General features: G+C 72.4%; 24 protein-coding genes and 2 pseudogenes. 14 read left to right on the top strand and 12 right to left on the bottom strand.

The genetic code is table 11. The annotated features are described in order from the left end of the window. Positions 1-9: 9 nt before the first annotated feature. From IE94_RS0114465 to IE94_RS0114475, 3 genes are all read right to left on the bottom strand, one after another. Entirely contained in the window at positions 10-1,365 is a 1,356-nt protein-coding gene (locus IE94_RS0114465) for an ABC transporter substrate-binding protein (protein WP_037922658.1), read from the bottom strand. 128 nt (positions 1,366-1,493) lie between these two features. Further along, a complete protein-coding gene (locus IE94_RS0114470) occupies positions 1,494-2,444 on the bottom strand; it encodes a carbohydrate ABC transporter permease (RefSeq protein WP_030183483.1) in 951 nt (316 codons plus the stop codon). Positions 2,445-2,451: 7 nt separating this feature from the next. Further along, the gene (locus IE94_RS0114475; RefSeq protein WP_030183486.1) at positions 2,452-3,378 is read right to left on the bottom strand and encodes a carbohydrate ABC transporter permease; all 927 of its coding nucleotides are present in this window, start codon (positions 3,376-3,378) and stop codon (positions 2,452-2,454) included. A gap of 189 nt (positions 3,379-3,567) precedes the next feature. Between IE94_RS0114475 and IE94_RS0114480 the strand changes: the two genes are divergently transcribed. The 3 genes from IE94_RS0114480 (at position 3,568) to IE94_RS0114490 (ending at position 7,575) form a co-directional block, all read left to right on the top strand. Continuing rightward, the gene (locus IE94_RS0114480; protein ID WP_051777504.1) at positions 3,568-4,671 is read left to right on the top strand and encodes a LacI family DNA-binding transcriptional regulator; all 1,104 of its coding nucleotides are present in this window, start codon (positions 3,568-3,570) and stop codon (positions 4,669-4,671) included. Positions 4,672-4,732: 61 nt separating this feature from the next. Further along, positions 4,733-6,535: a thiamine pyrophosphate-requiring protein gene (locus IE94_RS0114485; RefSeq protein WP_030183491.1), complete on the top strand. Its 1,803-nt coding sequence runs from the start codon at positions 4,733-4,735 to the stop codon at positions 6,533-6,535. Further along, positions 6,532-7,575 (top strand): SDR family oxidoreductase, encoded by a 1,044-nt coding sequence (locus tag IE94_RS0114490; protein WP_030183492.1) that lies wholly within the window; start codon positions 6,532-6,534, stop codon positions 7,573-7,575. The genes IE94_RS0114485 and IE94_RS0114490 overlap by 4 nt, the downstream gene beginning before the upstream one ends. 20 nt (positions 7,576-7,595) lie before the next feature. On the opposite strand, the gene IE94_RS0114495 is transcribed toward IE94_RS0114490, so the two are convergent. Further along, on the bottom strand, positions 7,596-8,399 hold the full coding sequence (locus IE94_RS0114495; RefSeq protein ID WP_030183500.1) for a hypothetical protein: 804 nt from the start codon (positions 8,397-8,399) through the stop codon (positions 7,596-7,598). Between the two features lie 154 nt (positions 8,400-8,553). Between IE94_RS0114495 and IE94_RS0114500 the strand changes: the two genes are divergently transcribed. Next, on the top strand, positions 8,554-9,711 hold the full coding sequence (locus IE94_RS0114500; RefSeq protein WP_030183504.1) for an enolase C-terminal domain-like protein: 1,158 nt from the start codon (positions 8,554-8,556) through the stop codon (positions 9,709-9,711). Between the two features lie 24 nt (positions 9,712-9,735). Here IE94_RS0114500 and IE94_RS0114505 read toward each other — a convergent pair whose 3' ends face one another. Both IE94_RS0114505 and IE94_RS0114510 read right to left on the bottom strand, forming a co-directional pair. Then, entirely contained in the window at positions 9,736-10,140 is a 405-nt protein-coding gene (locus IE94_RS0114505) for a hypothetical protein (protein ID WP_030183506.1), read from the bottom strand. Positions 10,141-10,212: 72 nt separating this feature from the next. Beyond that, positions 10,213-10,905 carry a GAF and ANTAR domain-containing protein gene (locus IE94_RS0114510; protein ID WP_030183508.1) on the bottom strand — a complete coding sequence of 231 codons (693 nt, stop codon included), beginning with the start codon at positions 10,903-10,905 and terminating at the stop codon, positions 10,213-10,215. Positions 10,906-11,024: 119 nt separating this feature from the next. Between IE94_RS0114510 and IE94_RS0114515 the strand changes: the two genes are divergently transcribed. Continuing rightward, complete coding sequence (locus tag IE94_RS0114515; RefSeq protein ID WP_106977858.1) at positions 11,025-11,513, top strand: MarR family winged helix-turn-helix transcriptional regulator; 489 nt, start codon at positions 11,025-11,027, stop codon at positions 11,511-11,513. Beyond that, complete coding sequence (locus IE94_RS0114520) at positions 11,510-13,231, top strand: MFS transporter (RefSeq protein WP_030183514.1); 1,722 nt, start codon at positions 11,510-11,512, stop codon at positions 13,229-13,231. The genes IE94_RS0114515 and IE94_RS0114520 overlap by 4 nt, the downstream gene beginning before the upstream one ends. A 53-nt stretch (positions 13,232-13,284) precedes the next feature. Here the strand turns inward: IE94_RS0114520 and IE94_RS0114525 are convergent, their stop codons facing one another. Then, complete coding sequence (locus tag IE94_RS0114525) at positions 13,285-13,728, bottom strand: hypothetical protein (protein ID WP_030183517.1); 444 nt, start codon at positions 13,726-13,728, stop codon at positions 13,285-13,287. 147 nt (positions 13,729-13,875) lie between these two features. Between IE94_RS0114525 and nsrR the strand changes: the two genes are divergently transcribed. Further along, positions 13,876-14,322 carry a nitric oxide-sensing transcriptional repressor NsrR gene (gene nsrR, locus IE94_RS0114530; RefSeq protein ID WP_030183519.1) on the top strand — a complete coding sequence of 149 codons (447 nt, stop codon included), beginning with the start codon at positions 13,876-13,878 and terminating at the stop codon, positions 14,320-14,322. A gap of 71 nt (positions 14,323-14,393) precedes the next feature. Next, positions 14,394-15,590: a globin domain-containing protein gene (locus tag IE94_RS0114535; protein WP_030183521.1), complete on the top strand. Its 1,197-nt coding sequence runs from the start codon at positions 14,394-14,396 to the stop codon at positions 15,588-15,590. Between the two features lie 48 nt (positions 15,591-15,638). Here the strand turns inward: IE94_RS0114535 and IE94_RS0114540 are convergent, their stop codons facing one another. Further along, complete coding sequence (locus tag IE94_RS0114540; protein WP_030183524.1) at positions 15,639-15,989, bottom strand: hypothetical protein; 351 nt, start codon at positions 15,987-15,989, stop codon at positions 15,639-15,641. 186 nt (positions 15,990-16,175) lie between these two features. Here IE94_RS0114540 and IE94_RS0114545 point away from each other — a divergent pair, with 186 nt between their 5' ends. Beyond that, on the top strand, positions 16,176-16,862 hold the full coding sequence (locus tag IE94_RS0114545) for an adenosylcobinamide amidohydrolase (protein WP_030183529.1): 687 nt from the start codon (positions 16,176-16,178) through the stop codon (positions 16,860-16,862). A 78-nt stretch (positions 16,863-16,940) separates the two neighbouring features. Here the strand turns inward: IE94_RS0114545 and snpA are convergent, their stop codons facing one another. After that, the gene (snpA, locus tag IE94_RS0114550; RefSeq protein WP_030183532.1) at positions 16,941-17,624 is read right to left on the bottom strand and encodes a snapalysin; all 684 of its coding nucleotides are present in this window, start codon (positions 17,622-17,624) and stop codon (positions 16,941-16,943) included. A 215-nt stretch (positions 17,625-17,839) separates the two neighbouring features. On the opposite strand from snpA, the gene IE94_RS0114555 reads away from it, so the two are divergent. After that, complete coding sequence (locus IE94_RS0114555; RefSeq protein WP_030183534.1) at positions 17,840-18,826, top strand: LysR family transcriptional regulator; 987 nt, start codon at positions 17,840-17,842, stop codon at positions 18,824-18,826. 108 nt (positions 18,827-18,934) lie between these two features. Then, positions 18,935-19,702 (top strand): PepSY domain-containing protein, encoded by a 768-nt coding sequence (locus IE94_RS0114560; protein ID WP_030183536.1) that lies wholly within the window; start codon positions 18,935-18,937, stop codon positions 19,700-19,702. A gap of 75 nt (positions 19,703-19,777) precedes the next feature. Here IE94_RS0114560 and IE94_RS0114565 read toward each other — a convergent pair whose 3' ends face one another. The 3 genes and pseudogenes from IE94_RS0114565 to mdlC form a co-directional block, all read right to left on the bottom strand. Beyond that, positions 19,778-21,064, bottom strand: coding sequence for an MFS transporter (locus IE94_RS0114565; protein WP_030183539.1), 1,287 nt, complete (start codon positions 21,062-21,064; stop codon positions 19,778-19,780). A gap of 89 nt (positions 21,065-21,153) precedes the next feature. Continuing rightward, positions 21,154-22,085, bottom strand: a pseudogene (locus tag IE94_RS35585) (aldehyde dehydrogenase family protein). Between the two features lie 97 nt (positions 22,086-22,182). After that, positions 22,183-23,763 (bottom strand): benzoylformate decarboxylase, encoded by a 1,581-nt coding sequence (gene mdlC, locus IE94_RS0114575; RefSeq protein WP_030183541.1) that lies wholly within the window; start codon positions 23,761-23,763, stop codon positions 22,183-22,185. A gap of 94 nt (positions 23,764-23,857) precedes the next feature. On the opposite strand from mdlC, the gene IE94_RS0114580 reads away from it, so the two are divergent. The 3 genes and pseudogenes from IE94_RS0114580 to IE94_RS0114590 all read left to right on the top strand — a co-directional run bounded on the left by IE94_RS0114580 (position 23,858) and on the right by IE94_RS0114590 (position 26,029). Further along, positions 23,858-24,793 (top strand): LysR family transcriptional regulator, encoded by a 936-nt coding sequence (locus IE94_RS0114580; protein ID WP_030183544.1) that lies wholly within the window; start codon positions 23,858-23,860, stop codon positions 24,791-24,793. A 9-nt stretch (positions 24,794-24,802) separates the two neighbouring features. Further along, positions 24,803-25,541: pseudogene (locus tag IE94_RS35590) on the top strand (Type 1 glutamine amidotransferase-like domain-containing protein). Positions 25,542-25,654: 113 nt separating this feature from the next. After that, complete coding sequence (locus IE94_RS0114590; protein ID WP_051777505.1) at positions 25,655-26,029, top strand: hypothetical protein; 375 nt, start codon at positions 25,655-25,657, stop codon at positions 26,027-26,029. The last annotated feature ends 48 nt before the right edge of the window (positions 26,030-26,077 follow it).

Below are 26,077 nucleotides of genomic sequence, written 5' to 3' on the forward strand. Positions count from 1 at the left end.
GGGCGTGCGCTACTTCTCGACGGTGAAGCCCTGCTCCTCGCCGTACTCGACCGAGGCCTGCTGCCAGGACTTGAGGCCCTCGGCCAGCGTGGTGCCGGAGACGTAGGCCTTGCCGACGGTGTCGTTGAAGACCGAGTTCGCGTAGACCTGGTAGGGCAGGTACGACCAGTCGTCGGGGACCTCGGCGGCCGACTCGGCGAAGATCTTGTTGGCCTTCTGGCCGCCGAAGTACGGGAAGGCGGTGTCCTGGAACCTCGTGGACTGCAGATCCGCGGTGGTCGCCGGGAAGGCGCCGTTCTCCAGCCGGGTCCGCACGCCGTCACCCGCGTTCGCGTACTCGACGAAGGCGTACGCCAAAGCCTCGTTCTTGCCCAGTTCCGGGAGCGCGAGCGCGCTGCCGCCGTTCTCGGCGCTGACCTTGTCGCCCGCCTTCCACTGGGGCATCGGGGCGACGCGCCAGTCGCCGGAGGCGGACTTCGCGCCGGACTCCAGGTTGGCGGGCATCCAGGCGCCGGTCGTCAGCGTCGCTATGCTGCCGTCGCCGAGGCCCTTGTACCACTCGTCGGTCCAGGCGGGGACCGAGGCGAGCAGCTTCTCGTCGATGAGCTGCTGCCAGGTGCCGGTGAAGGTCTTGGCGCCCTGGTCGGAGAAGTCGATCCTCACCTTGGTGCCGTCGACCGCGTACGGCCGCGAACCGGCCTGCCAGGGCATGCTGGTGGCGAATCCGGCGTCGCCGTTGTCGGCGGTGATGTACGCCTTCGGGTCGGCGTTGTGCAGGTCGCGGGCGGCGTCCAGGTACTCGTCCCAGGTGGTGGGCACCTTGATGTCGTACTTGTCGAAGACCTTCTTGTTGTAGAACAGCGCCATCGGACCGGAGTCCATCGGCAGCGCGTAGACGCCGTCCGAACCGGCCTTCACACCGTTCCACGGGCCGGGGGAGAACTTGGCGGAGAGCTTGTCGGCGCCGAAGGACTTGAGGTCGGTGAGCTGCTTGGTCAGGGCGAACTGGCCCATCGCGTAGTACTCGACCTGGGCGACGTCCGGGACGCCCTTCTTCGCCGAGATGGCGTTCTGAAGCGCCGTGTACTGGTCCTTGTTGGTACCGGCGTTGACGAGGTTCACCTTGACGCCCGGGTGCGCCTTCTCGAAGTCGGTGGCGACCTGCTTCAGCGTGGGCTCCCAGGCCCAGACCGTGAGGGTGCCGCCTTCCTTGAGGGCCGCCTGTATGTCCGCCTCGGAGACGGCCTTCTGGCTCGTCCCCCCGTCGTCGGAGTCTCCGCAGGCGCTCGCCCCCAGGGCGAGGGCGCAGACGAGGACCGTGCCGCGCAGGAGGCGGCGCGCGTGCTGGGACAGGTGTGTGGGCATGGGTGTGCTTCCACTTCTTCGTGGCCGGAACCGGCACCGTTGAGGGTGGGCGGGGTGTTCGGTGAAGGACAGGGACAGGGACAGGGACAGGGACAGGGACAGGGACAGGGACAGGGGGAGGGGGAGGGCTATTCCTTGACGCTGCCGGCGGCGAGACCGGACTGCCAGTACTTCTGGAGCAGCAGGAACGCGGCGATCAGCGGCACGATGGTGAGGAGCGAGCCGGTGACGACGAGGTTGAAGACGGCATCGCCGCCGGCGGTCGCGGCCTGCTGGTTCCAGCTGTTGAGCCCCAGGGTCAGCGGATACCAGTCGGGGTCCTTGAGCATGACCAGCGGCAGGAAGTAGTTGTTCCAGGTCGCGACCATGGTGAACAGCAGCACGGTGACGATGCCGGGGGCCAGCAGCGGCAGGACGACGCGGAAGAAGGTGCGCACCTCGCCCGCCCCGTCGATGCGGGCGGCCTCCATCAGCTCGGTCGGGATGGCCTCGGTGGCGAACACCCACATCAGATAGAGGCCGAACGGCGAGATGAGGGACGGGATGATCACCGCCCAGGGGGTGTTGGTGAGCCCCATCTTGCTGAACATCAGGAAGGTCGGCACCGCGAGCGCCGTCCCCGGCACCGCCACCGCGCCGATGACGACGGCGAAGACGGCACGCCGGCCGGGGAAGTCGAACTTGGCGAGCGCGTAGCCCCCGAGCACGGCGAGGAGGGTGGCGCCGCCCGCGCCGAGCCCCACGTACAGCAGGGTGTTGAGCAGCCAGCGGGTGAAGACGCCGTCGTTGTACGTGAACGTCTCGGTGATGTTGTCCCACAGCGCGAAGTCGCGGTCGAACCAGAGACCGGCGGAACGGGACAGCCCCTCCTGCGTCTTGGTGGCGCTGATGGCCAGCCAGACCAGCGGCACCAGGCTGTACAGCAGCACGAGTGCGGTGAGGGCGGTCAGCAGCATGCTGCGCCGGGGCTTGTCGGCCACGTGCCGGCGCCGGGATGCGCGCAGCCGCGGGACGGGGCCCGAGGTGCCGGACGGAACGGGCGCACAACGGTCGGAAACGGTGGCGACGGGACCGGTCATCGCTGCCTCACACTCCCTTGCGCATGCCGCGCAGCTGCACGGCGTAGGCGACGACCATGGTGATCAGCCCCATGACGATGGCGACCGTCGCGGAGTAGTTGTGCTGCTGTCCGTTGAAGGACAGCGCGTAGGTGTAGTAGTTCGGCGTGTAGTCCGTGGTGATGGCGTTGCGCGCCAGGGGTTGCAGGATGCTGGGCTCGTTGAAGAGCTGGAAGCTGCCGATGATCGAGAAGATGGTGGCGATCACCAGGGCCCCGCGGATGGCCGGGAGCTTGATGGCGGTGATGACGCGGATCTGGCCGGCGCCGTCGATCTGGGCCGCCTCGTAGAGCGAGTGGGGCACCACGCGCAGCGCCGAGTAGAAGATCAGCATGTTGTAGCCGACGAACTCCCAGGTCACGATGTTGCCGATGGAGGCCAGTACCAGGTCGGGGGAGAGCGGGTCGGGCAGCGAGACGCCCAGCGCGCCGTTGATGTCACCGACCAGGCCGAAGCGGGTGCCGTACATGAAGCCCCACATCAGGGTGGCCACCACGGCGGGCACGGCGTACGGCAGGAAGATCGAGATGCGGAAGAAGTCCCGGCCGTAGAGGCGTCCGCTGTCCAGGGCCAGGGCCACGAGCAGCGCGATGCCGAGCATGATCGGCACCTGCACGGCGAGGAAGAGCGAGACCCGGCCGAGCGAGGCCCAGAACCGTTCGTCCCGGAGCGCCTCGCCGTAGTTGTCGAGGCCGACGAAGGTGGTCCCGCCGATCAACTGGTCGCGGAAGAGGCTGAGATAGACCGAGTACGCGATGGGCGCGAGGAACACCAGGGCGAACACGGCCACGAAGGGACCGAGGAAGCCCCACCCCGTCCAGGAGCGGCGCTCCCGCCGCACCGGGGGTGGGGCGGGCCGCGGCTCGGCGGCGGCCGGCGGTTGCAGCGTCGTCATGTCGTCCTCGCTCGTCCACGTCCTGGAACATCGCCGATGTTTGCGTAAACATCACGCGCCGGGAGAAAGCGTCGAGCTGTTATGTTTACGTAAACATCTGATGGCGGCATGTCTACACTGCCCCGATGACGACGGTCAAGGGTCCTTTCGCACCGGGACCGACGACGACAGAGAGGCGGCTGACGGCGAGTGAGCACGGCTGAGGAAGTCCCCGCGAGCGCACCCGCGCGTGGCCGGCGCGGCCGGGAGCGCACGGCCTCCATGGCGGACGTCGCCCGGCTGGCGGGAGTCTCCTCGCAGACCGTCTCCCGGGTCTCCAACGGCTACGCCGGCGTGACCGAGGAGACCCGCCGGCAGGTGCTCGCGGCCATGAAGGAGCTGGGCTACCGGCCCAACAGCGCCGCCCGGGCCCTCAAACGGGGCGAGTTCCGCACCATCGGCGTCATCACCTTCACGCTGGCCACCACCGGCAACGTGCGCACCCTGGAGGCCATCGCGACCTCCGCGGCGAGCGAGGGGTACGCGGTCACGCTGCTGCCGGTCGCCGTCCCCACCCAGGACGAGGTGCGCGGCGCGTTCTCGCGCCTGGAGGAACTGGCCGTCGACGCGGTCATCGTCATCATGGAGGTCCACCTCCTGGACGCGGCCTCCCTCAAACTGCCGCCGCACGTCCAGGTGGTCGTGGTCGACTCCGACGCCGGCGACACCTACACGGTCGTCGACACCGACCAGGCCGGCGGCAGCCGCGCCGCCGTGCGCCACCTGCTGGACCTCGGGCACGACACGGTGTGGCACCTCGGCGGCCCCGAGGACTCCTTCGCAGCCCAGCGCCGCACCGACGCCTGGCGGCGGACGCTCACCGAGGCCGGACGCACCCCGCCGCCGCTCGTCCGGGGCGACTGGTCGGCGGAGTCCGGCTACCGGGCCGGTCTGGAACTCGCCGCCCGCGAGGACTGCACCGCCGTCTTCGCGGCCAACGACCAGATGGCCCTCGGCCTGCTGCGCGCCCTGCACGAACGCGGCCGGCGCGTGCCGGAGGAGGTCAGCGTCATCGGCTTCGACGACATCGCCGAGGCCGGCTCCTTCCTGCCCCCGCTGACCACCGTCCACCAGGACTTCGCCGAGGTCGGCCGGCTCTGCGTCCGGGCCGTGCTGCGCACGATGCGGGCGCCCGGTCCGGAACGGGGCACGACACTGGTGCCGACCCGGCTGGTGACCCGGGCGAGCACGGCGCCGCCGCCGACGCGGAGGCGGGGCACGGCGGCGGACGAAGGGGGCGCAGAGCCGGTTTAGGGGCGGCCGTGAGGGTAACCCCACAAGCCGACCGTCGTCCCCCCACGTCCGGGAGAGCCCCATGACCCAAGTCGCCGACTACGTGCTCCAGCGCCTGTCCGAGTGGGGCGTCCAGCGGGTGTACGGCTATCCGGGTGACGGCATCAACGGTCTGCTCGGCGCGTTCGACCGGGCCGCCGGCGAACCGGAGTTCATCCAGGCCCGGCATGAGGAGATGGCCGCGTTCATGGCCTGCGGCCACGCCAAGTTCACCGGCGAGGTGGGGTGTTGCGTCGCCACGTCGGGTCCGGGCGCCGTGCACCTGCTCAACGGCCTGTACGACGCGAAGCTCGACCACCAGCCCGTGGTGGCGGTGGTGGGCCAGCAGAAGCGGTTGTCGCTGGGCACCCACTACCAGCAGGAGATCGCCCTCGACCAGCTCTTCGCGGACGTGTCCGAGTACTGCCAGATGATCGTGCACCCCGGCCAGGCCCGGCACGTCATCGACCGTGCCTTCAAGACCGCGCTGACCACCCGGGGCGTCGCGACGATCATCATCCCCAACGACATCCAGGAGGAGGAGGCCCAGCCCTCCCCGCCCAGGGAGCACGGCTCCGTCTTCTCCAGCGTGGGCTGGAGCCGCCCCAGGGTCCTGCCCGACCTCGACGAGCTGCGCAAGGCCGCCGACGTCCTCAACGCCGGGAAGAAGGTCGCCATCCTCGTCGGCCAGGGCGCGGCGAACGCGGAGGACGAGGTGAAGGAGGTCGCCGACCTGCTCGGCGCCGGCGTCGCCAAGGCCCTGCTCGGCCGCCAGGTCCTGCCCGACGACCTGCCCTACGTCACCGGGCCCATCGGCCTGCTGGGCAGCAAGGCCAGCGACAACATGATCCAGGGCTGCGACACCCTGCTCATGGTCGGCAGCAGCTTCCCGTACTCGGAGTGGCTGCCCGAGGAGGGACAGGCACGGGGCGTCGAGATCGACATCGACGGCCGCATGATCGGCATCCGCTACCCCATGGACGCCCATCTCGTCGGCGACTCCAGGGAGACGCTGCGCGCACTCGTCCCGATGCTCCAGCGCAAGGAGGACCGGGGCTGGCGGGAGAAGATCGAGAAGGACGTCCGGGAGTGGCACGACCTGTGCGACCGCTGGGCGGGTGAGCACTTCGGCAAGACCATCAACCCGCAGGCCGTCGCCGCCGAACTCTCCCCGCGGCTGCCGGACGACGTCATCCTGACGGCCGACTCCGGCTCGGGCACCAACTGGTGGGCGCGCCACCTCCTGCTGCGCGACGGCATGCAGGCCTCCCTCTCCGGCACCCTGGCCACGATGGGCCCGGGCACGCCGTACGCCATCGCGGCGCGGTTCGCGTACCCCGAGCGTCCGGTGATCGCCTTCATCGGGGACGGCGCCTTCCAGATGAACGGCATGAACGAGATGATCACCGTCAAGCGCTATCTGGACCGCCTGTCCGGGACGGCGCCGCTGATCTTCTGCGTGTTCAACAACCAGGACCTCAACCAGGTCACCTGGGAGCAGCGCGCCATGTCCGGCGACCCCAAGTACCCGGGCTCCCAGGACATCCCCGACGTCCCCTACGCCGCCTACGCCGAGCTGCTGGGCCTCAAGGGCATCGTCTGCGCCGACCCCGGGAAGGTCGGCCGCGCCTGGGACGAGGCGCTCGCCGCCGACCGGCCCGTGGTCCTGGAGTTCAAGGTCGACGCGGAGATCGCACCGATCCCGCCGCACATCATGAAGGACCAGGGCAAGAAGGCCATCAAGGCGGCGCTGCACGACCCGGAGCTGACCGGCATCGCCACCAAGGGCGTACGCCAGAAGCTCACCGAGTACGCCGGCCACCTCCCGGGCCGGGGCAGGAAGTGAGCGGCACCCGGCACCGGGGTGCGAACGGCACCGAGGTCGTCGTGGTCACCGGCGCGAGTGGCGGCGTCGGGCGGGCCACCGCCCGGGCCTTCGGCGCCCGCGGGGCCGCGGTGGCCCTGCTCGCACGGGGCGAGCACGCCCTCGCGCGCGCGGCCGAGGAGGTCCGCGAAGCGGGCGGGCGCGCCCTGCCCCTGGTCGTGGACGTCGCCGACGCGGCGGCCGTGGACGCGGCGGCCGGCCGCGTCGAGGAGGAACTCGGCCCGATCGACGTATGGGTGAACGCCGCGTTCTCGACCGTCTTCGCGCCCGTGGCGGAGATCCGGCCCGAGGAGCTGCGGCGCGCCACCGAGGTGACCTACTTCGGCTTCGTCCACGGCACCCAGGCCGCCCTGCGGCGCATGACACCGCGCGATCGCGGCACCATCGTCCAGGTGGGATCCGCGCTGGCCGAACGCAGTGTCCCGCTCCAGGCCGTCTACTGCGGGGCCAAGCACGCCATCCAGGGCTTCACCGAGTCGCTGCGCTGCGAGCTGCTGCACGACCGCAGCGGGGTGCGGGTGACCATGGTGCAGATGCCGGGGCTGAACACACCCCAGTTCAGCTGGGTCCTCACCCGGCTGCCCCGCCATCCGCGCCCGGTGGCCCCCGTCTACCAGCCCGAGGTCGCCGCCCGGGCCGTGCTGCACGCCGCGGACCACCCCGAGCGGCGCGTGTACTGGGTGGGCGGCTCCACCGTCGCCACCCTGCTGGGCCAGAAGTTCGCCCCGGGGCTCCTGGACCGCTATCTGGCGCGCACCGGCTACGAGGGGCAGCAGACCGACCGCCCCGTCGACCCCTCGCGGCCGGTCAACCTCTGGCAGCCGCCCGACGACACCGCCCCGGACGACTACGGCGCACACGGGATCTTCGACGAGGAGGCCCATCCGCGCAGCGTCCAGTTCTGGATTTCCCGCAACCGCCGGCCGCTGGCCCTGGCCACGGCCACGGCCGGGGCGGTGGCCGCGGCACTCGCGGGCGGACTGCGCCGCCGCGCCGCTTGAGGACCCGCCCGGGGCCCGGGTCAGTCCGGCCTGCGGTCGATGTTCCGCGCCCACCAGTGGTGCTCGCAGAACCAGTGCCCCACCATCGCGCCGCCGAAGACGACGAACCCGACCCCGATCAGCCAGGACTCCACCACCAGCACGATGCCGACCGCACCGTAGCTGAAGGCGTTGTCGAGGATGAGCGGCGTGAAGAAGAGGTAGGAGAAGCCGCGCAGGCCGATCAGGCCCACCATCGTGGCGAACGCTCCCGGCAGCAGGTCGCGCCAGCGGACCTGGCCGCCCAGCAGGAAGTGCTGGCCCCACCAGAAGAACAGCATGCCGCTGGCGGTCGACAGCGCGATCCGCGCCGAACCGTGCAGCGCGGTCCGTGTCTGCACCTCCTGGTACAGGTAGGCGGTCAGCAGGACCACCCAGGTCATCTGGCGCCAGATGCGGTGCCACGGGCCGGCGGGCAGTTCCCAGATCCGCTCGTACCCGTTCTGGACGCTCGCCGCGAAGGACACGCCGAAGACGCCGAGCAGGATCCCGCCCCAGACGCTCGTCGTGCCGACGACCTTGGTCGGCGGACTGATGATGTCGGTCAGCACCTTGGCCGACCGCCCCGACAGCCCCATGCCGTCGGCCAGCCACGAGGCGAAGCCCCCGCGGCCCAGCGGGTCGGCGGCGGCCACCACGATCAGCAGCGGTGCGAGCGTGACCAGGGCGAGCGTGGCGAAACCCATGGCCCTGTGCATCAGCTCCAGGTCCCGGCCGCGCCGGACCAGGGCGGACGCGGCCAGCCAGTCCCACGCACGGTGGAACGGCCGCCACAACCGGTTCACGGGGTGCTCCTCGGGCCTCTTTTCGATGGCTCGCGACGGGGAACTGAGTGACCCGGCCCGCGCCCGGACAAACGTCGGTTGACCCGTACGGCCGCGCATGGACCGGACGACGCGGGGAACCGGGCCCCGGAACGAGAAGGCGAGGGAGCCCGCGATGACGACGCCGACCGGCCCGGGAACGAGGGCATTGGACGCGTGCCCGGTCGACGCGGTCGACGTGCATGCCTTCGAGATCCCCACCGACGGGCCCGAGGGCCGCGAGCAGGACGGCACCCTGGAGTGGGACGCCACGACCCTGGTCCTGGTGCGCGCGCACGCCGGCGGCCGCACCGGAGTCGGCTACACCTACGGGGACGTCTCGGTGGCGTCCTTCGTGGACTCGGTACTCAGGCCGGTCGTCGAGGGCAGCCCCGTCTCCTCGCCCCCCGCCCTGTGGGAGCGGATGGGCGGCCGGATGCGCAACGCCGGCCGGCCCGGCGTCGGGGCGATGGCCCGCTCCGCCGTCGACGTGGCGCTGTGGGACCTCAAGGCACGGCTGCTGGACCTTCCGCTGGTCCAGCTCCTGCCCGCCCACCACGACCGGGTGCCCGTCTACGGCAGCGGCGGCTTCACCAACTACCCCCTGGACCGCCTCACCGACCAGCTCGCCGGATGGGCCGGGCAGGGCATCGGGCGGGTGAAGCTGAAGACCTCGCGGGACCCGGAGGCCGACCCGCGGCGCCTGACCGCCGTACGCCGGGCGGTGGGTGACGGGACGGAGCTGTTCACCGACGCCAACGGTGCGCTCGGCCGCAAGGAGGCCCTGTACTGGGCGCACCGCTTCCACGACGAGTGGGACGTGCGCTGGTTCGAGGAACCGGTCGGCTCCGCGGACCTGGAGGGGCTGCGGATGCTGCGCGAGCGGGGCCCGGCACGGCTGGAGATCACCGCGGGGGAGTACGCCTTCACCGCTCAGGACTTCGCCAACCTGACCGAGGGCCCCGCGGTCGACTGCCTCCAGGCCGACGTCACCCGGTGCGGCGGCATCACCGGCGTGCTGGAGGTGGCCGGTCTGTCCGCCGTCCGGCACCTGGACCTGTCCGCGCACTGCGCGCCCGCGGTGTCCGCGCACGCCTTCTGCGCCGTGCGCCGGCTGCGGCACCTGGAGTACTTCCACGACCACGTGCGCGTCGAGCGGATGCTGTTCGACGGCACCCTGGCGCCCGAGGGCGGGGCCCTGCGCCCCGACACCTCACGGCCCGGTCTCGGCCTGGACGTCAGGTGGGCGGACGCGGAGCCCTACCGGGTGCACGGGGTCCGCCCGCCGCGCTGACGCGGGCCCCGGGACCCGGTGCCCTCAGGGGTCGCTGCGCTGCTGTGCCTCCCGCACGCGCTCGTTGTGCCAGGCGACGGCCGCGCGTATCTGGGGCTCCTGGAGACCCGTCCGGCAGCCGAGCTGGTCCATGGACAGGGCGGGCGGCCCGGTGGTCAGGGCCCGGCTCACCTTCGCCGCCCACAGCTCCTCGTCCACGAAGGGCCGGTGGGCGTACCCGTCCTTGATCTCGTCGAAGTGCTCGTCCGAGCACGCCGTGATGAGCCGCAGCCCGTCGAACCACTCGTTGGTGGCGTGCACCGCGGACGAGTCCGGCACGTAGCCCGTCACGGACTCGTCCTCGGGGAAGACCCTGGCGCACAGGTCGCACAGCTCCATGGGGACCGGCTTGGCGGCCCGACGGTCCTTCCTGCCCTTGCGCTTCCACATGGCGACTCCCGGGTTCGGTGTCCGGAATGCCGGAGTTACCCGCGGGACGGGAAGCAAACGCCCGACGCGGTCTCAGGGCATGGTGCCCCGTTCGCAGACCCGTGCCGCCACCTCCCGGAGTTTGACGTTGTGGTCCTGCGAGTAGCGGCGCAGCGCGGCGAAGGCCTGGTCCTCGGTGAGCCGGTGCCGTCCCATGAGGATGCCCATGGCCTCCCCGATGGTGTGCCGGGTGCCGATGGCCTCCTGCAACTGGGCGTGGGTGCGGGCGCTGGAGAAGGCGACCGCCGCATGCGAGGCCAGCAGCCAGCCGGCCGTCTCGTCGGCCTCGGTGAAGGCGCCGGGGCGGTAGGAGTACAGGTTCAGCGCGCCGAGGTCCTCGTCCTCGGTGAACAGCAGGAAGCCCATCATGCTGCCGAGGTTCAGCTTGCGTGCCTGAGGGACGTACTTGGGCCAGCGCACCGCCTCGTCGGTGAAGTCGACGATCCGGAATTGGCGCTCCCCCGACGAGGTGCGGGCGGCGTCGAAGCACGGGCCCTCCCCGACGCGCCCCTGCAGTTCGTCGCTGTCGACCACCACCTGTTCCGTGGGGGCCAGCGACTGCACCGTGCCGCCCCGCAGGATGAGGATGCCGGCGGCGTCGCAGTCCGCCACCAGCTCGGTGGCCGCGGCGGTGATCCGCCGCAGGGTGTCGTGCACCGATTCCTGGGCCAGCAGATCGCGTGCCAGCGACGCCATCTGCTCCGCGAACCCGCGCCAGTCGTCCATGCCGTTTCCTCCTCTTCCCCTCGGCTCCCGCGACGAGTGCCCCGGGGACGGAAGGACGCAACGGGAAGGGCGCCGCGACACATCTTGTTTCACGCTACATCTAAATGCATAATGCGCTTATGGATGTGCCGACGGAGGGCCCCGGCCCGCACGGTCCGCTCCGGAAGGACCCGGACCCCGACGACCTGATCATCGCCGCGGAGGAGATGATCAGGTACGTGCGGCACAGTGCCCGGACCGGTGGTCTGAGCACCGCCGCCGCCTCGACGCTGGCCAGGCTGAGCCGCGAGGGCCCCCGGCGGCTGACCGAGCTGGCCAGGGCCGAGGGCGTCTCCCAGCCGAACATGACCCAGCTCGTCACCCGCCTGGAACGCGCGGGCCTGGTCCGGCGCGCCGCCGACGTCAGCGACGGCCGCGGCGTACTCGTGGCGGTGACACCCGCCGGCGCCGAGGTCCTGGCCGCGCGGCGCATCGAGCGTGCCCGGGCCCTCGGGCAGCTCATGGAGGACATGACCGGGCCGGAGCGACAGGCGACCACCACCGCGCTGCTGGCCCTGGCCCGGGTCATCCGCAACCGTCCGTACCCCCCGGAGGAAGACCGCGCATGAGTGCACCCCGTGGAAAGGCCGCCAGTCCCTTCCGGCAGCCGAAGGCCGTCTGGGCCGTCGCCTTCGCCTGCGTCATCTCGTTCATGGGCATCGGCCTGGTCGACCCGATCCTGCCGGCGCTGGCCGAAAGCCTCGACGCCACCCCCAGCCAGGTCTCCCTGCTGTTCAGCAGCTACCTGATCGTCACCGCCGTCGCCATGCTCTTCGTCGGCTGGGTCTCCAGCCGCATCGGCGCCAAGCGCACCCTGGTCACCGGCCTCGCCGTCATCGTCGTCTTCGCCGCCCTGGCCGGCGCCACCGACTCCATCGACGGCATCGTCGGATTCCGGGCCGGCTGGGGACTGGGCAACGCCCTGTTCATCGCCACCTCCCTCGCGGTCATCGTGGCCTCCGCCAGCGGCGGCTTCAGCGGCGCGATCATCCTCTACGAGACCGCCCTCGGACTGGGCATCGCCGTCGGCCCCCTGCTCGGCGGCGAACTGGGCGGGATCAGCTGGCGCGGCCCGTTCTTCGGCGTCGCCGCCCTGATGGCCGTCGCCCTGATCGCCACCCTCGCCTTCGTCCCCGACCTGCCCCGGCCCGAGCGGGTCACCTCACCGCTGGCCCCCCTCAAGGCCCTGCGCCATCGCGGCCTGCTGACCATGGGCATCATGGCCCTGCTGTACAACTGGGGCTTCTTCACCATGCTCGGCTACGCCCCGTACCCGATGGAACTGGACGCCCACGAGCTCGGTCTGGTCTTCACCGGCTGGGGCCTGCTGGTCGCCGCCTTCAGCGTCTTCTTCGCGCCCCGCCTCCAGGCCCGCTTCGGCACCGCGCCCGTCCTCTACGCCAACCTGCTCGGCCTCGCCGTCGTCATGGCCGTCATAGCCGCCGGCGTCACCCACCCCACGACCGTGATCGTCGCGGTCGTCGTCAGCGGCGCCTTCATCGGCATCAACAACACCCTCACCACCCAGGCCGTTATGCTCGTCTCGCCGGTCGAGCGTCCCGTCGCCTCCTCCGCCTACGGCTTCCTGCGCTTCATCGGCGGCGGACTGGCCCCCTACGTCGCCGGAAAGCTCGCCGACGCCACCGACCTGAGCGTCCCCTTCTACCTCGGTGCCGCCACCTTCCTCCTCGCCGTCCCCGTCCTGGCCGGCGGACACCGGCTGCTGCGCCGGGCCGAGGCCGGCACCGGCGAAGGGGAGCCGGTGACCCCGACGCTGACCCCCGTCGGCGCCCCCGCCCCGACCGACGCGCCGCCCGTGGTCGTGGCCGTCGGTGCCCACCCCGGGGCCGCCGCCGTCGTGGACGCCGCCGCACGCCTCGCCCGCGACACCGGGAGCCCGCTCGAAGTCGTCCACGTACGACGGACCGCCGTCGTCGAGGAACAGGCCGCCGACACCGAGACCGACGCGGAGGCCAAGGCCGCCGTCACCGCGCACCTCGACCGGCTGGGCGGCCTCGGTGTCGCCGCCGGCGGCCAGATCCTCACCGGCGTCGGCGACCACGCCGCCGCGGGCCGCGCCCTGGCCCGGCACGCCGCCGAGGTCGGGGCCCGCACGGTCGCGGTCGGCCGCTCCCCGAGGGGACCGCTGACCCAGTTCGCCGACGGCAGCTTCACCAGCGCCCTCACCCACGCCGCCACCTGCACCGTCGTCCTCGTCGACCCCGACACGGAGCCACGCCCCCTGACGGCGCGGTCCCTCGCACAGCTGCGCACCGAGGCGCGGTGAACCGCTCCGGGACACGGCGGGCCGCCCCGGCCCGGGGCGCCCGCTCCCGCTGATCAGGCGCCGTCCTCGCCGAGGGAGCGGCGCAGCCGGTCGGCGGCCTGAGGGGGCTGGATGCGCATGCCGGGGCGACGACGGTGCACGGTCAGGTACGTCACCCCGTCCGGCCCGGCGAGGACGGCCCGCGTCGAGCCGTGCGGCAGCCAGGTCAGGACGCCCGTGCGCAGGGGGTGTTCGCCGTCGGCGCAGTCGAGGCGGGCCGCCCCGTCGAGGACGAGGAGCAGGACGTCGAGGTCGGGCTCGGTGTGCGTGTCCACCCTTCCCCCGGCGGGCAGGCGGACGACGTTGGCGTCGAGCTGCCGTCCGGTCTCCGCCAGTTTCCACAGCGCACCGGCCGGCGCGTCGCCGCCCTGGGACACGAGCGCAGCCGTGTCGCACAGCACCCGGGGGAGGGGGGAGTGCGCCGCCGTGCCCGGGGAGCCGCTGTCTTCCACTGCCATCAGATGTCGCCGATCCGTGTGCCAACCGTCCCTGTACGCCGCCCTCTTGAGCGGTGCGCCCCGTGCGGTCGGCCCAGTGACGCACTGCACAGGGCCCGTACCCCGGGTAAAGGCGAACCTAGCATGCGTATTTGATAGCGTCCTGGTGTGCGGCTGACGAAATTCACCGACCTGGCACTGCGTTCGGTCATGCGCCTGGCCGTGGTGGGGGACGGTGACGAACCCCTGGCCACCCGGGAGGTGGCCGAGGTCGTCGGTGTGCCGTACACCCACGCGGCGAAGGCCATCACCCGCCTCCAGCACCTGGGTGTGGTGGAGGCGCGGCGGGGGCGTGGTGGCGGGCTGACCCTGACCGGCCTGGGGCGGCGCGCCTCGGTGGGCTGGCTGGTGCGCGAACTCGAGGGCGACGGCGAGGTGGTCGACTGCGAGGGCGACAATCCGTGCCCGCTGCGCGGGGCCTGCCGGCTGCGCGGGGCGCTGCGCGACGCCCAGGAGGCGTTCTACGCCGCGCTCGACCCGCTGACCGTGACCGACCTGGTGGCCTCGCCGACCGGTCCGGTCCTGATCGGCCTCACGGACCGCCCCTCGGGGTGACGGGCGGCTGCCCCCAGGGTGCCTTCCTGTGTCCTAAAACACGAATATCGTCTACCAATTAAGGAGTCGCTGTGCTCTCCGAACAGTCCGTTCCCGTGGTCCGAGCCACTCTCCCCGCCGTCGGAGCGGCCATCGGTGACATCGCCGACCTGTTCTACCGCAAGCTCTTCGACGCCCACCCCGAACTGCTGCGGGACCTGTTCAACCGAGGGAACCAGGCCAACGGTGAGCAGCAGCGGGCCCTGGCGGGCTCCGTCGCCGCGTTCGCCGGCCTGCTGCTGGAGAACCCGGACGAACGCGCCGACGTGATGCTCTCGCGCATATCGCACAAGCACGCCTCGCTCGGCATCACCTCCGACCAGTACGCGATCGTCCACCAGCACCTCATGGCCGCCGTCGTCGAGGTGCTCGGCGACGCCGTCACCCCCGAGGTCGCCCGGGCCTGGGACGAGGTCTACTGGCTGATGGCCAACGCGCTCATCGCCCTGGAGGCGCGGCTCTACGCCGCGAAGGGCGTCGCGGACGGCGACGTCTGGCGCCGCATGGAGATCCTCGACCGGGTCGAGGAGAGCGCCGACGCGGTCTCACTGGTCCTCGGGCCGGCCGACGACCGTCCCCTCGTACCGTTCCAGCCCGGGCAGTACGTCAGTGTGCAGGTCGAACTCCCCGACGGAGCCCGGCAGATCCGCCAGTACAGTCTGTCCGCCGCGCCCGGCCGCCCCGGCTGGCGCGTCACCGTCAAGCGCGTCCGGGGCGACGGACAGCCGGACGGCGAGGTCTCCTCCTGGCTGTACGCGAACGCCCGCAAGGGCGACGTGCTCAGCGTGTCGCTGCCGGCCGGCGACCTGGCCCTGGCCGAGCACGACGGCCCGCTGCTGCTGGCCTCCGCCGGCATCGGCGTCACCCCGATCCTGTCCATGCTCGACCACCTGGCCGCCGCCGGCGCCACCCGCCCGGTCACCGTCGTGCACGCCGACCGCACCCCCGACGACCACGCCCACCGCCAGGAGCAGCTCGACCTGGTGCGCGCGCTGCCCGGCGCCCGGCTCCACCTGTGGTACGAGGAGCCCGGCGACGAGGCGCCGGAGGCGTCCACCGGCCGCGCCGACCTCACCGGCCTCGACCTGCCCGAGGACCTCACGGTCTACCTGTGCGGCCCGGTGCCCTTCATGCGCGCGGTCCGCGGCGACCTGCTGCGCCGCGGGGTGCCCGCCGAGGCCGTCCACTACGAGGTCTTCGGCCCCGACCTCTGGCTCGGACGGCAGTGACGGCGGTCCGCGGCCTCCGACGGCCACCGCGGAACTCCCCTCGGGGGGTTAGGCCGCGGCGGTGAACGCGGTGCTGATCGCGGTGTCGACGCGGGCGTGCACCACCAGGCGCGGACCCGAGGTGTCGGCGTTGTCCTCCAGCAGCCGCCGGACGGGGGCGCTGTGCGTCACCACGGACATCAGCACACCGAGCCGCCCGCACCACTGATGGGCCCGGAGCACCGCGCTGACCGCGGCATGGCCGCCCGCCCGCTCGGTCAGCACGATGACGACGGGGGTCGGCTGATGGGCGTCGACCAGGTTGGTGATGTGCGTGGTCAGCGTGGCCCGCCCGTCGATTCCCGGGTCCTGGTCCACCGTGATGACCAGGACCCCATGCTCCAGGGTGTGGGACAGCATCGCGGCCTCCGATCCGTCGCCTGGTGGCGAAGTTGTGTTCAGTGAAGGTGCCCCGATCCGGCTCCGCAACGCGCCCCGGCGGCAGCCCGGTCGGGCGGCCGCCGGGACACCGGCACTGAGTACGATCGTCCGGTCCGCCGCCGACCTCTGCCGGCCCTCTCCGATCACCGCTGGGAGCCCCCACCCGTGCCCGCCCTCCTGCCGCCGTCCCGCACCGGGACCGCCCCTCTGCTGGACCCGCGCCACCTGACCCGGGTGGAGGACGGCGAACGGCTGCACGCCCTGCTGTGGTGCCCGGGGCCCGGCTGGCGGATGGCCAGCAGCGCGGTGCTGGGCGGCGGGATCGCCGAGCGCGCGTGGGTGCTCAACGCCCAGGTCGCCCACGGCTACCGGCGCACCGACCCCGCCCGGCACCTGGCCGACCTGGCCCGGGCCGCCGGGGCCCGCGGATCCGGCGTGGGCCTGATGACCGCCGCCGACGTGTCCGCCCACGGACGGGCGCGGGACGGCGGGGCGGAGGCCGTGGCGACGGCCGGCATCTCGGTACGCGGCTGGGCGGCGGCGCCCGAGGAGTGCGCCGCCGGGGCCGCGCCGCCCGGAACGATCAACATCGTCACCGCGCTACCCGTCGCGCTGAGCGACGCCGCGCTGGTCAACGCGGTGATGACGGCGACCGAGGCCAAGGTCCAGGCGCTGCTCGACGCCGGTCTCGACTGCTCGGGCACCCCCACCGACGCGGTGTGCGTCGCAGCCCGGGCCCCGCGCGACGGCGCCGACGTGCACGCCTTCGCGGGCCCCCGGTCCGAGTGGGGCGCCCGGCTCGCCCGGGCCGTCCACCGGGCCGTGCGCGCCGCTCTCCCCGCCGTCGTGTGACCCGGAGCGGGGTGCGCCCCCGCACACGCGTGTGTGGGCGGCCCGGCCGGGCCGCCCACACGGTGGTCCGCCGTCGGCTCAGCGACGGGAGGTCTTCTCCAGCGCCTTGTCGAGGGCGGCCTTGAAGCCGTTGGCCCACAGCTGGTTCACCCGGCTGCGCTCGGTGGAGTTCGGGTAGGCGTTGGTGCAGGACGTGCCCGGGCCACCGCCCGACATCAGCTCGCTGCACGGCCCGGAGTAGTGGTCGGGCAGACCGAGCACGTGCCCGGTCTCGTGGGCGGTCACGCGGGTCGAGTCGTACTGCTGGTTCTGCCGGTAGTCGAGGAAGATGTACCCGCTGCCGTGCCCGTCGGTGGAGGCGTACGAACCGCGCGAGTCGTTGCCCTCGTAGTACGCGAAGTCCGCACCGGAACTCGACTCGGCGAGCCGCACGTTGGACACCGAGCTGTTCCAGATCTGGGCCGAGCGGGATATCTGGGAACGGAAGCTCGGCGCGTTGGTGGCGCTGTAGTAGACCGTGACGGCCGCGGCGGCCGACGGGTTGGCGGCGCGCTTCTCGGCGACGGACTTGATGACCGCCTCGAAGAACGCCCGGTTGGCTGCCGCGTCCTCGCCCGAGCCGGCCGAGGGCTCATAACCGAGCTGGGCGGCCCGGACCGGTTCCTGGGGGGCCGCGGCGCTCGCGGCGGGACCGGCGCCGAGCGCGGCGGCCGTCAGGCCGAGGCCGACCGCGGTGGACAGCAGGGGCAGGCTGATACGCATCGATGACTCCTTGAGTGGGGGAGTGGGGAGAAGTCGTCATCGGCGAGTGTGGGGCGCCCGTGAGCCCGCTGTGATGATGGCAACAGGTGATAGGGCCGGGCTATCACCCGCCGTCCGGCCACTCGTCGCGCCTTCGGCCGGAGTGCAGAACTCGCCCTGTTCCGCCGCCTTTTGTTCACCTGGCGCAACCAACTGTTCCGCCTTACGCTCCCTGCATGGAGCTCGAGGTGAGGCACCTACGCGCACTGTGCGCCATCGCCGACGCCGGCAGCCTGCACCGGGCGGCACGCCAACTGGGTGTGGCACAGCCCACGTTGAGCACCCAGTTGACCCGTATCGAACAGACCCTGGGCGGCCCCCTGTTCACCCGGGAGCGCACCGGATGCCGCCCCACCCCGCTCGGCCGGACGGTCCTCGGCCGGGCCCGGCCGCTGCTGGCCGACATGAGCACGCTGGTCCGCGAGGCCCGCGCCGCGGCGGCCGGCGGCGACAGCAGGCTGCGGGTCGGCTCCACGGCCAGCCGCGCCCTGGCCGGCTGGCTGCGCCGGCTCAGACGGCCGGGCCTGGAACCGACCCTGCAGATGGACGTCTCCGCCAACGCGCTGCTGCGCCGGGTCACCGAAGGACAGCTCGACGTGGCCTTCGTGCACGAGGTCGAGGGCTGTGCGCTGCACGTCCCCGAGGGCCTGCGGCTGCGCGTCCTGGTCGAGCGCGAACCGCAGTTCGTCATGCTGCCCGCCGACCACCCCGCGGCCGTCCGGCCCGTCGTCCACCTGGCCGACCTCGCCGAGGACCGGTGGATGGTCGACCCCACCGTCGACGGCGAATGGGACGGCGTGCACCGCATGCTGCGCGCCGTCGGCCTCAACCCCCGGGTGCTGCACGGCGATTACCACACCGCCGCCTCCCTGGTCGCCACCGGCGAGGTCGTCACGGTCTGCCAGCCCAGCTCCCAGTCCCGCCCCGACATGGCGGTGCGCCGCCTGTACGGCGACCCCCTCGGCGTACGCCTGCTGCTGGCGGCCCGCACCCGGGCCGAGCTGGACGCCGTCTTCCCGGCGCTGGAGGACGCGTACTGGGAGGTCGCCCGCCAGTCCACCGCGTACCGGGAGTGGCTGGAAGGCGGCGGGATCCGGACGCTGCCGCGCTGCCCGGCGACCGCCACGGGCGCCGGACGGGTGCAGTTCGTCCGGGCCCGCTGAAGGCTCCGCCGGCCCGCTGCCGACAGGTGCAGGGACACCCCCGGCCAATGGGGTGATTTTCATACCGGACCGGTGTGTCTGCGTGACGGAGCGGTTACGGACAGCATCATGAGCTCTGCACGACGACTTCCCCCCGTGCGTTCGCTGGCCGTGGCGGGTGCCCTGGGCGCCTCCGCCCTGCTGCTCGCGGCCTGCACCAACGCCGATACGACCCGTTCCAGCGTCGCGGAGGCGGCTCAGACCGAGTCCCCCTCCCCGACCGGCACCGATACCCAGTCCCCGTCCCCGACCGGCTCGCCCTCCCCCTCGGGGAACCAGGACAAGACCGAGCGCAAGGACCTCGTCTCGGCGGCGAAGGTCACCTGGGACAAGGCCGCCGACACCGCGGTGAAGGAGGTCCCCGAGGGAAAGCTCGTGGACCTCGAACTCAAGCGCACGGAGGCGGACGCGACCGCCTCTCCGACGGCCTCGCCGACCGGATCGCCCGGTCTCAGCACGCCGAACCCCGCGCCCAGCGAGGGCGCCCCGGAGTGGGAGGCCAAGGTCGCCCAGTCCGACGGGACCCTGCACCGGATCGACATCGACGCGGTGAACGGCAAGGTCTTCCGCACGATGGTCGACCCGGACCAGGACCCCGACGACAAGACCCAGGTCACCGGGTGGCTGGACAAGGCCAAGCAGACGCCGCAGCAGGCGGTCAAGGCGGCCACCGCGAAGGCCAAGGGCACCGTCACCCACGTCGAACTCGACGAGAACGACGACCAGCAGGTCGTCTGGGACGTCGACGTGGTCGACAAGGGCAACGGGAACAAGACCTCCGTCGTCGTCGACGCGGCCAACGGCAAGGTGCTGAGCCAGAAGACCGACACGGACTGAGACGCACACCCTCGACACCGACGGGAGCAGCGGGCCGCGCGGCCCACTGCTCCCGTTCCTCATACCGTCAGGGCGTCACCCGGCCGGTGCGGGCGGCGCGGCGGGCACCGTGGCCCCGGCCGCCTCGCCCCCGGCCGCCTCGCTCCCGGCGTCGCGCGGCAGCGTCAGCACGGCGAGGAAACCGAGGACCGCCACCGCGGCGAAGAAGTAGAAGTCCCACGGGTGACCGACCCCCGACGCGACCAGCGCACCGGTGATCGACGGGCCGACGATCGAGCCGATCCGGCCGATCCCGGACGCCGAGCCGAGCGCGGTGCTGCGCACGGACGCCGGGTAGTAGTGCGTCACGTAGGCGTAGACGAGCACCATGGCCGAGAAGACGAACACGCCGGTGAAGAAGACCACGACGTTGAGCAGCAGGTCGCTCTCCATCTTGATGCTCAGGCACCCCAGCATGAGCACCGAGACCGCGAACCAGACCATGGTGGTGCCCTTGATGCCCCGCCGGTCGGCGACGAACCCGCCGAGGACCAGGCCGACGACGCCGCCGATGTTGAGCACCAGGAGCTGGGTCACGGCCGTCGGCACGGGGTAGCCGGCGTCGTTCATCAGCTTGGGCAGCCAGGTGTTGAGACCGTAGACCAGCAGCAGGCCCATGAACGAGGCGACCCAGATGCCGACGCCCGCCCGCAGGTACGCCGGCTTGAGCAGCTCGGTGAACGGAACGCGCCGCGCCCCGTCCTCCTTGGCCCGCACGAAAGCCTCCGACTCCGGCAGTTTGAACCACTGGATCGCGGCGATCACGAGGCCGACGACACCGAGCAGGTAGAAGAGGATCTCCCAGTTGTCGGTCACCTGGAGCGCCAGCAGCGAGGTGATCACCGCACCCGTGTGGTAGCCGGTCATCGTCAGGGTGCTGGCCCGCGCCCGGCGGCTGGCCGGCATGTGCTCGGCCATCATCGTGAGCGAGACCGGCATGCAGGCGCCCAGGCCGAGCCCGGCGAGGAGGCGCAGCGCGGCGAACATCGCCACGGAGTTCGCCAGCGGCACCACGATGGTGAGGACCGAGAAGAGCACCACCGAGCCGATGAGCAGGCGGCGCCGGCCCAGCCGGTCGGCCAGCGGACCGACGCAGACCGCGCCGATGGCGACGCCCACGAGCGAGAGCGTCGCGATGGTGGTGGCGTCGCCCGCGGTCATGCCGAGGTGGTGGGTCTTGAGCAGGGTGGGGATGATGGCGCCGAGGACGACGAGGTCGTAGCCCTCCAGCAGGACCGTGATCCAGCACAGGATCACCGTCCAGGTGCCGCCGACGGCGCGGCCGGTCCGCGCGGGCGCGCCGGACGTGGTGGTGGAAGCCATGATGACTCTCCCCCCGGGAACGGGTGTGAGTGAGCGGAGTGGGACCGGCCGGGGCGGCCGGGTGGGACCGGTGCGGGTGACCGCAGGGATCAGAACGGGTAGTCGGCGATGTCCGGGCGGACCGTGAGCCACTGGGTCTCGGTGAACGCCTCGACGTTGGCCGCGGCGCCGCCGAAACGGGAGCCGGTGCCGGAGGACTTGACCCCGCCGAAGGGGGCGTTGGGCGCGTCGCCGACCGTCTGCTCGTTGATGTGCACCTTGCCGGACTCGATCCGGTCGGCGAGCTTCATCGCCGTGCCGACGTCGCCGAGGATGCCCACGGACAGCCCGAACTCGCAGTCGTTGACGATCCGTGCGGCCTCCTCGGTGGTGGAGAAGGAGATGACGGGCGCGACCGGGCCGAAGATCTCCTCCCGCCAGGCCGGCATGTCCGTGGTCAGGCCGGTCAGCACGGTGGCGCGGTAGCCGGCGCCGTCGATCTCGCCGCCCGCCGCGACCTCGGCACCCGCCGCGACGCTGGCGGTGACGATGCCGTGCACCCGCTCCAGCTGCCGCCGGTCGATGATCGGGCCCAGCGCCACGTCCTGACGGGCCGGGTCGCCGACCGTCAGTGCCTCGGCCTTCGCGGCGAGCGCGGCGGCGTACTCCTCGACCAGCGACTCGTGCACGATGTGCCGGCCGGTCGTCATGCAGATCTGCCCCTGGTGCTCGAAGCCCGCCTTGGACCGCACCGAACCGGCCTCGCGCACCAGCCAGTCCTCGATCTCGCCGGCGTGCTCCGTGAACAGCTCCCCGCGCGGCGCAGCACGGCGGCGCGCCGCTGCGGCGAGGTCGCCGCCCACTCGCGCTGGGCTTCGGCGGCCCGGGCGGCGGCGCGTTTCACGTCCTCGGCGGTGGCCAGGCCCACCGTGCCGAGCCGGTCGCCGGTGGCGGGCTCGGTCACCGGCTGCTCGGCGGGGGAGTCCTGCCAGCCGTCGCTGTAGAACTTGCCGCCCCAGACGTCGCTGTCCAGGAGTGTCATGGTCTTCCCTCTCCTCGGGATCTTCGGTCGGGCTCATCGGTCGGGCTCATCGGTCGGACTCGGCGACGGGGATCACCGGCCGGGTGTGTGGGCTGGTTCAGGAGGGCGTGGTGAGCGCCGTGTCGACCTGGATCAGACGGGGGTGGTCCGGCGTCTCGGCGAGCGCGGCGCGCAGCTCCGCCACCCCGCCGACGTGCCGGGCCCGGACGCCGTACCCCTCGGCGATGCGGGTGAAGTCGAGGCCCGGGATGTCGAGACCCGGCGCGTCCGGCACCCCGAGCAGGCCGCCGAACCAGCGCAGCGCCCCGTACGTGCCGTTGCGCAGCAGGACGACGGTCAGCGGGACCCGGTGCTGTGCGGCCGTCCACAGCGCGGTGATGCCGTAGTTGGCCGAGCCGTCCCCGATCACGCCGACGACCGGTCGGCCGGGCTGGGCCATCGCGACGCCGACCGCACCCGGCAGGCCGAAACCGAGGCCGCCGGCCGCCGGGAAGTAGTAGGAGCCCTGACGGCGCAGGTCCATCTGGCGCCACCACGCCGCGCTGGTCGACGTCGACTCGACGACGTACGCGGTGTCCTCGGGCATCTGATCGCGCAGCGCGGCGAAGACCTGCTCGGGATGGAGCGCCGGCCCCTCGGCGGTGAGCGGCTCGGGCACGGGCCGGTAGGGCTCCGCGGGCCCTCCCGGGGCGTCGAGCGATTCCAGGAGCACGTCGATGACGGCACCCGGGTCGGCGACCAGGGCCTCGCCCATCGGGGCCCGCGCGGCGGCGGACGCGTCCTCGGTCACCTGGATCAGGCGGGTGCCCTGCGGCAGATACCGGCCGGGGAGGTGCTCGTGGTAGCGGAAGACCGGCGCCCCGAGCACGAGCACCAGGTCGTGGCCCTCGAAGGCCTCCGAGACCGGCGCGATCCCGGCGGGCAGCACCCCCCTGAACCGCGGATGCCGGTTCGGGAACGGCAGCCGGAACTGCGAGGGCGCCGCCCACACCGGACCGCCCAGTCGCTCCGCCAGCCGCACGGCGTCCTCGAAGCGGCCGGCCGAGTCGATGTCGCCGCCCAGCACCAGTGCGGGGCGCCGGGCCGCGGCGACCCGCTCCACGAGCCACCGGCGTTGCTCGGCGCCGGGCACCGAGGCCCGCAGCACCCGCCGGTCGAGCACGGCCAGGGCGTTGTCGTCGACGTCGGCGGACCAGTCGTCGTACGGCACGGACAGGTAGGTCGGCCGGCGCTGGAGCCGCGCCTCGAAGACGGCCTGGGCGAGCGCGCGCGGCACGTCCCCGGCGCACGCCGGTTCCGCCGCCCAGCCGACCAGCGGCTTCATCAGGGCGGGGGCGTCGACGCTGGCCAGGTTGGCCTCCGGGCCGATGGCGGGGCGCACCTGCTGCCCGGCCACCACCACGAGCGGCGTACGGGAGGCGACCGCGTTCGTCAGGGCGCCCATCGCGTTGCCGGAACCGGAGGCGGCGTGCAGGTTGACCAGCACCGGGCGTCCGGTCGCCTGGGCGTACCCGTCGGCCATGCCGACGACGGCCCCCTCGTGCAGACCGAGGACGTAGCGGAAGCCGTCGGGCAGCCCGGCGAGGAAGGGCAGCTCGTTGGAGCCCGGATTGCCGAAGACGGTGGTGAGCCCCTGGCGCTCCAGGAAAGCGTGGGAGACACGGCGCACGGATGGCACGGACGTTCCTTTCGAAGTGACGCGGCACACGCTAGGCACCCCGTGACATGGGCACCAATAGATGTTTTGCCACTCCGATATAGAGTCAGTCGATATGGGCACCTTCGATCTCAACCTGGCCCGCGTCTTCGTACTGCTCTACGAGACCGGCAGCGTCACGGCCACCGCCGAGACGCTGCACGTCACGCAGCCCACCGTCAGCTACAGCCTGGGCAAGCTGCGCCGGCACTTCGACGACGAACTCTTCCGCCGCAACGGGCGCGGACTGACCCCCACCGCCGGCGCGCGGCGCCTGTACCTGCCGCTCCAGCACGCGCTGGCGGAGATCGACGGCACGGTCCGCCAGGGCGACGTCTTCGACGCCGGGACCATGTCGGGCCGTTTCACCATCGCCCTGTCCGACCTCGGGGAGGCGACGCTGCTGCCCAGGCTCGTGGCCACCGCGCGCGAGCGGGCGCCGGGGGTGTCCTTCATCGTCCGCCCCTTCGACGTCGAGGACGCCGAGGGGCAGCTGCGCCGCGGCGACCTCGACGCCTTCGTGGCCACCCCGGTGATCACCTCGCACCTGACCGTGCGCATCCCGCTCTTCCGCGAGCGCTACGTCCTGATGGTCGCCGCGGACCATCCGCGGGTGCGGGGCGACGCGGTCACGGCGGCGGACCTCGCGGCCGAGCACCACGCCACGGTGTTCGGACCGAGCGGCCACGTCACACCCAGGGCCCTGCTCGGAGCCCACGGACTCCTGGAGCGGGTGGCCGTGGACGCCACCCGCTTCTCGATGCTGCCCTACCTGCTGGAGCAGACCGACCTGGTGGCCATCGTCCCCGAGTACGTCGGCGAGGTCTTCACGGCCTCCCACCGGGTGCGCCTGGTGCGGCTGCCGTTCGAGACCGAGCCCATCGAGATCGCCCTGTACGCACGGCACGAGTCCTCGCGCAGCCCGGCCCAGCGCTGGCTCGTGCAGTTCCTGTCCGAGGTGCTGGGAGAGCAGGTGAGCCCGGCCCAACTGCCGCCGTCGAGCCCTCGTTAGGATCTGCGCATGACGGCACCGGAACCCACCATCCTCGCCACCTCGGGCGGCCACCGCGTGGGCGGCCGGACGATGGTGGCCTTCGACGCCCTGGTCCATCACGCCGTGGACCTCTCGGGCGCGCACGGCCGGCGCCCCCGCGTCCTGTACGCGGGCACCGCCATAGGGGACGCCGAGCACTTCACCGCCCGCATGACGGAGGCCGCGCGCGTCGCCGGGTTCGACCTGACCCCGCTGCACCTGTTCCCCATGCCCAACGTCGAGGACGTCGAGGAGACCGTGCTCGCCCAGGACGTCGTCTGGGTCATGGGCGGATCGGTGGCCAACCTGCTGGCCGTGTGGCGCGTGCACGGCCTGGACCGGATCATGCGCAGGGCCTGGGAGGCGGGCGTCGTGCTCAGCGGCGTGAGCGCGGGCTCCCTGTGCTGGTTCCGGGGCGGCGCCACCGACTCCTTCGGTCCCCAACTGCGGCCGATCACCGATGCGTTGGACTTCCTCCCCTACGGCAACGGCGTCCACTACGACGTCGACCCGGGCCGCCGCCCCCTGATCCACCGCCTCGTCGCCGACGGCACCCTCCCGACGGCCCACTGCACGGACGACGGCGTCGGTCGTCTACCGCGGCACCGAACTGGTCGAGGCGGTCACGGAGGTCCCGGGCAAGGGCGCCTACGTGGTGGCCCGCGACGGCGACACGGCGGTGGAGGAGCGCGTCGAGCCGCGGGAGCTGCCCGGCCGACGGCGGTGAACGGAACGGTCAACCCCCGGACGCCGGACTCCCGTTGACCGACCGGCCGGGCCTCGGCGCATCCGGGTGGGCCGTGCGCGTTTGCCGACGCGGTGAGGGGCAAGGCGGTGTCCATGAGCGAGCCGAACAAGGACACGAACAAGGACACGAACAAGAAGCCCGTCGGCACCAGGACCGTCGAGTCCCGGGCAAGTGACGCCGCGTCGGCGGCCAAGGCCGGTGCCCAGCGTTCCGCCGACGCCGCGAACGGCGCCGTGCAGACGGCCGCCAAGGGCGTCGCGGCCGGCCGCCAGGCCGTCGTCACCACCTCGGGTCAGGTCGCGGCCACGGCGAAGACGGCGTGGACGGTGATCGCCCACCGCAAACTCGTCGCCGCCGGCGTGGGCGCCGGCCTCACCGCCGTGACCGCCGCGTCGTACGCGATGGGCCGCCGCGCCGGACGCCACACGCACGGGCCCCTCACCCGCCTCACCGGCGGCCGGATCTGACACCCCCGCAACGCACGGCGCCACTCCCCCCACGGGGGAAGATGGGAC

It is taken from the genome of Streptomyces violaceorubidus (assembly GCF_000717995.1).
Taxonomy (GTDB): Bacteria; Actinomycetota; Actinomycetes; order Streptomycetales; family Streptomycetaceae; genus Streptomyces; species Streptomyces violaceorubidus.

Excerpts from the sequence above, each read along its gene's own strand:
- IE94_RS0114520 (WP_030183514.1), top strand. The coding sequence starts at position 11,510 with ATGAGTGCACCCCGTGGAAAGGCCGCCAGTCCCTTCCGGCAGCCGAAG.
- IE94_RS0114505 (WP_030183506.1), bottom strand. The coding sequence starts at position 10,140 with ATGTGGAAGCGCAAGGGCAGGAAGGACCGTCGGGCCGCCAAGCCGGTC.
- IE94_RS0114525 (WP_030183517.1), bottom strand. The coding sequence starts at position 13,728 with ATGGCAGTGGAAGACAGCGGCTCCCCGGGCACGGCGGCGCACTCCCCC.
- IE94_RS0114500 (WP_030183504.1), top strand. The coding sequence starts at position 8,554 with ATGACGACGCCGACCGGCCCGGGAACGAGGGCATTGGACGCGTGCCCG.
- IE94_RS0114540 (WP_030183524.1), bottom strand. The coding sequence starts at position 15,989 with ATGCTGTCCCACACCCTGGAGCATGGGGTCCTGGTCATCACGGTGGAC.
- IE94_RS0114515 (WP_106977858.1), top strand. The coding sequence starts at position 11,025 with ATGGATGTGCCGACGGAGGGCCCCGGCCCGCACGGTCCGCTCCGGAAG.
- IE94_RS0114590 (WP_051777505.1), top strand. The coding sequence starts at position 25,655 with ATGAGCGAGCCGAACAAGGACACGAACAAGGACACGAACAAGAAGCCC.
- IE94_RS0114465 (WP_037922658.1), bottom strand. The coding sequence starts at position 1,365 with ATGCCCACACACCTGTCCCAGCACGCGCGCCGCCTCCTGCGCGGCACG.
- IE94_RS0114555 (WP_030183534.1), top strand. The coding sequence starts at position 17,840 with ATGGAGCTCGAGGTGAGGCACCTACGCGCACTGTGCGCCATCGCCGAC.
- IE94_RS0114565 (WP_030183539.1), bottom strand. The coding sequence starts at position 21,064 with ATGGCTTCCACCACCACGTCCGGCGCGCCCGCGCGGACCGGCCGCGCC.
- IE94_RS0114485 (WP_030183491.1), top strand. The coding sequence starts at position 4,733 with ATGACCCAAGTCGCCGACTACGTGCTCCAGCGCCTGTCCGAGTGGGGC.
- snpA (WP_030183532.1), bottom strand. The coding sequence starts at position 17,624 with ATGCGTATCAGCCTGCCCCTGCTGTCCACCGCGGTCGGCCTCGGCCTG.
- IE94_RS0114470 (WP_030183483.1), bottom strand. The coding sequence starts at position 2,444 with ATGACCGGTCCCGTCGCCACCGTTTCCGACCGTTGTGCGCCCGTTCCG.
- IE94_RS0114580 (WP_030183544.1), top strand. The coding sequence starts at position 23,858 with ATGGGCACCTTCGATCTCAACCTGGCCCGCGTCTTCGTACTGCTCTAC.
- IE94_RS0114475 (WP_030183486.1), bottom strand. The coding sequence starts at position 3,378 with ATGACGACGCTGCAACCGCCGGCCGCCGCCGAGCCGCGGCCCGCCCCA.
- IE94_RS0114510 (WP_030183508.1), bottom strand. The coding sequence starts at position 10,905 with ATGGACGACTGGCGCGGGTTCGCGGAGCAGATGGCGTCGCTGGCACGC.
- IE94_RS0114560 (WP_030183536.1), top strand. The coding sequence starts at position 18,935 with ATGAGCTCTGCACGACGACTTCCCCCCGTGCGTTCGCTGGCCGTGGCG.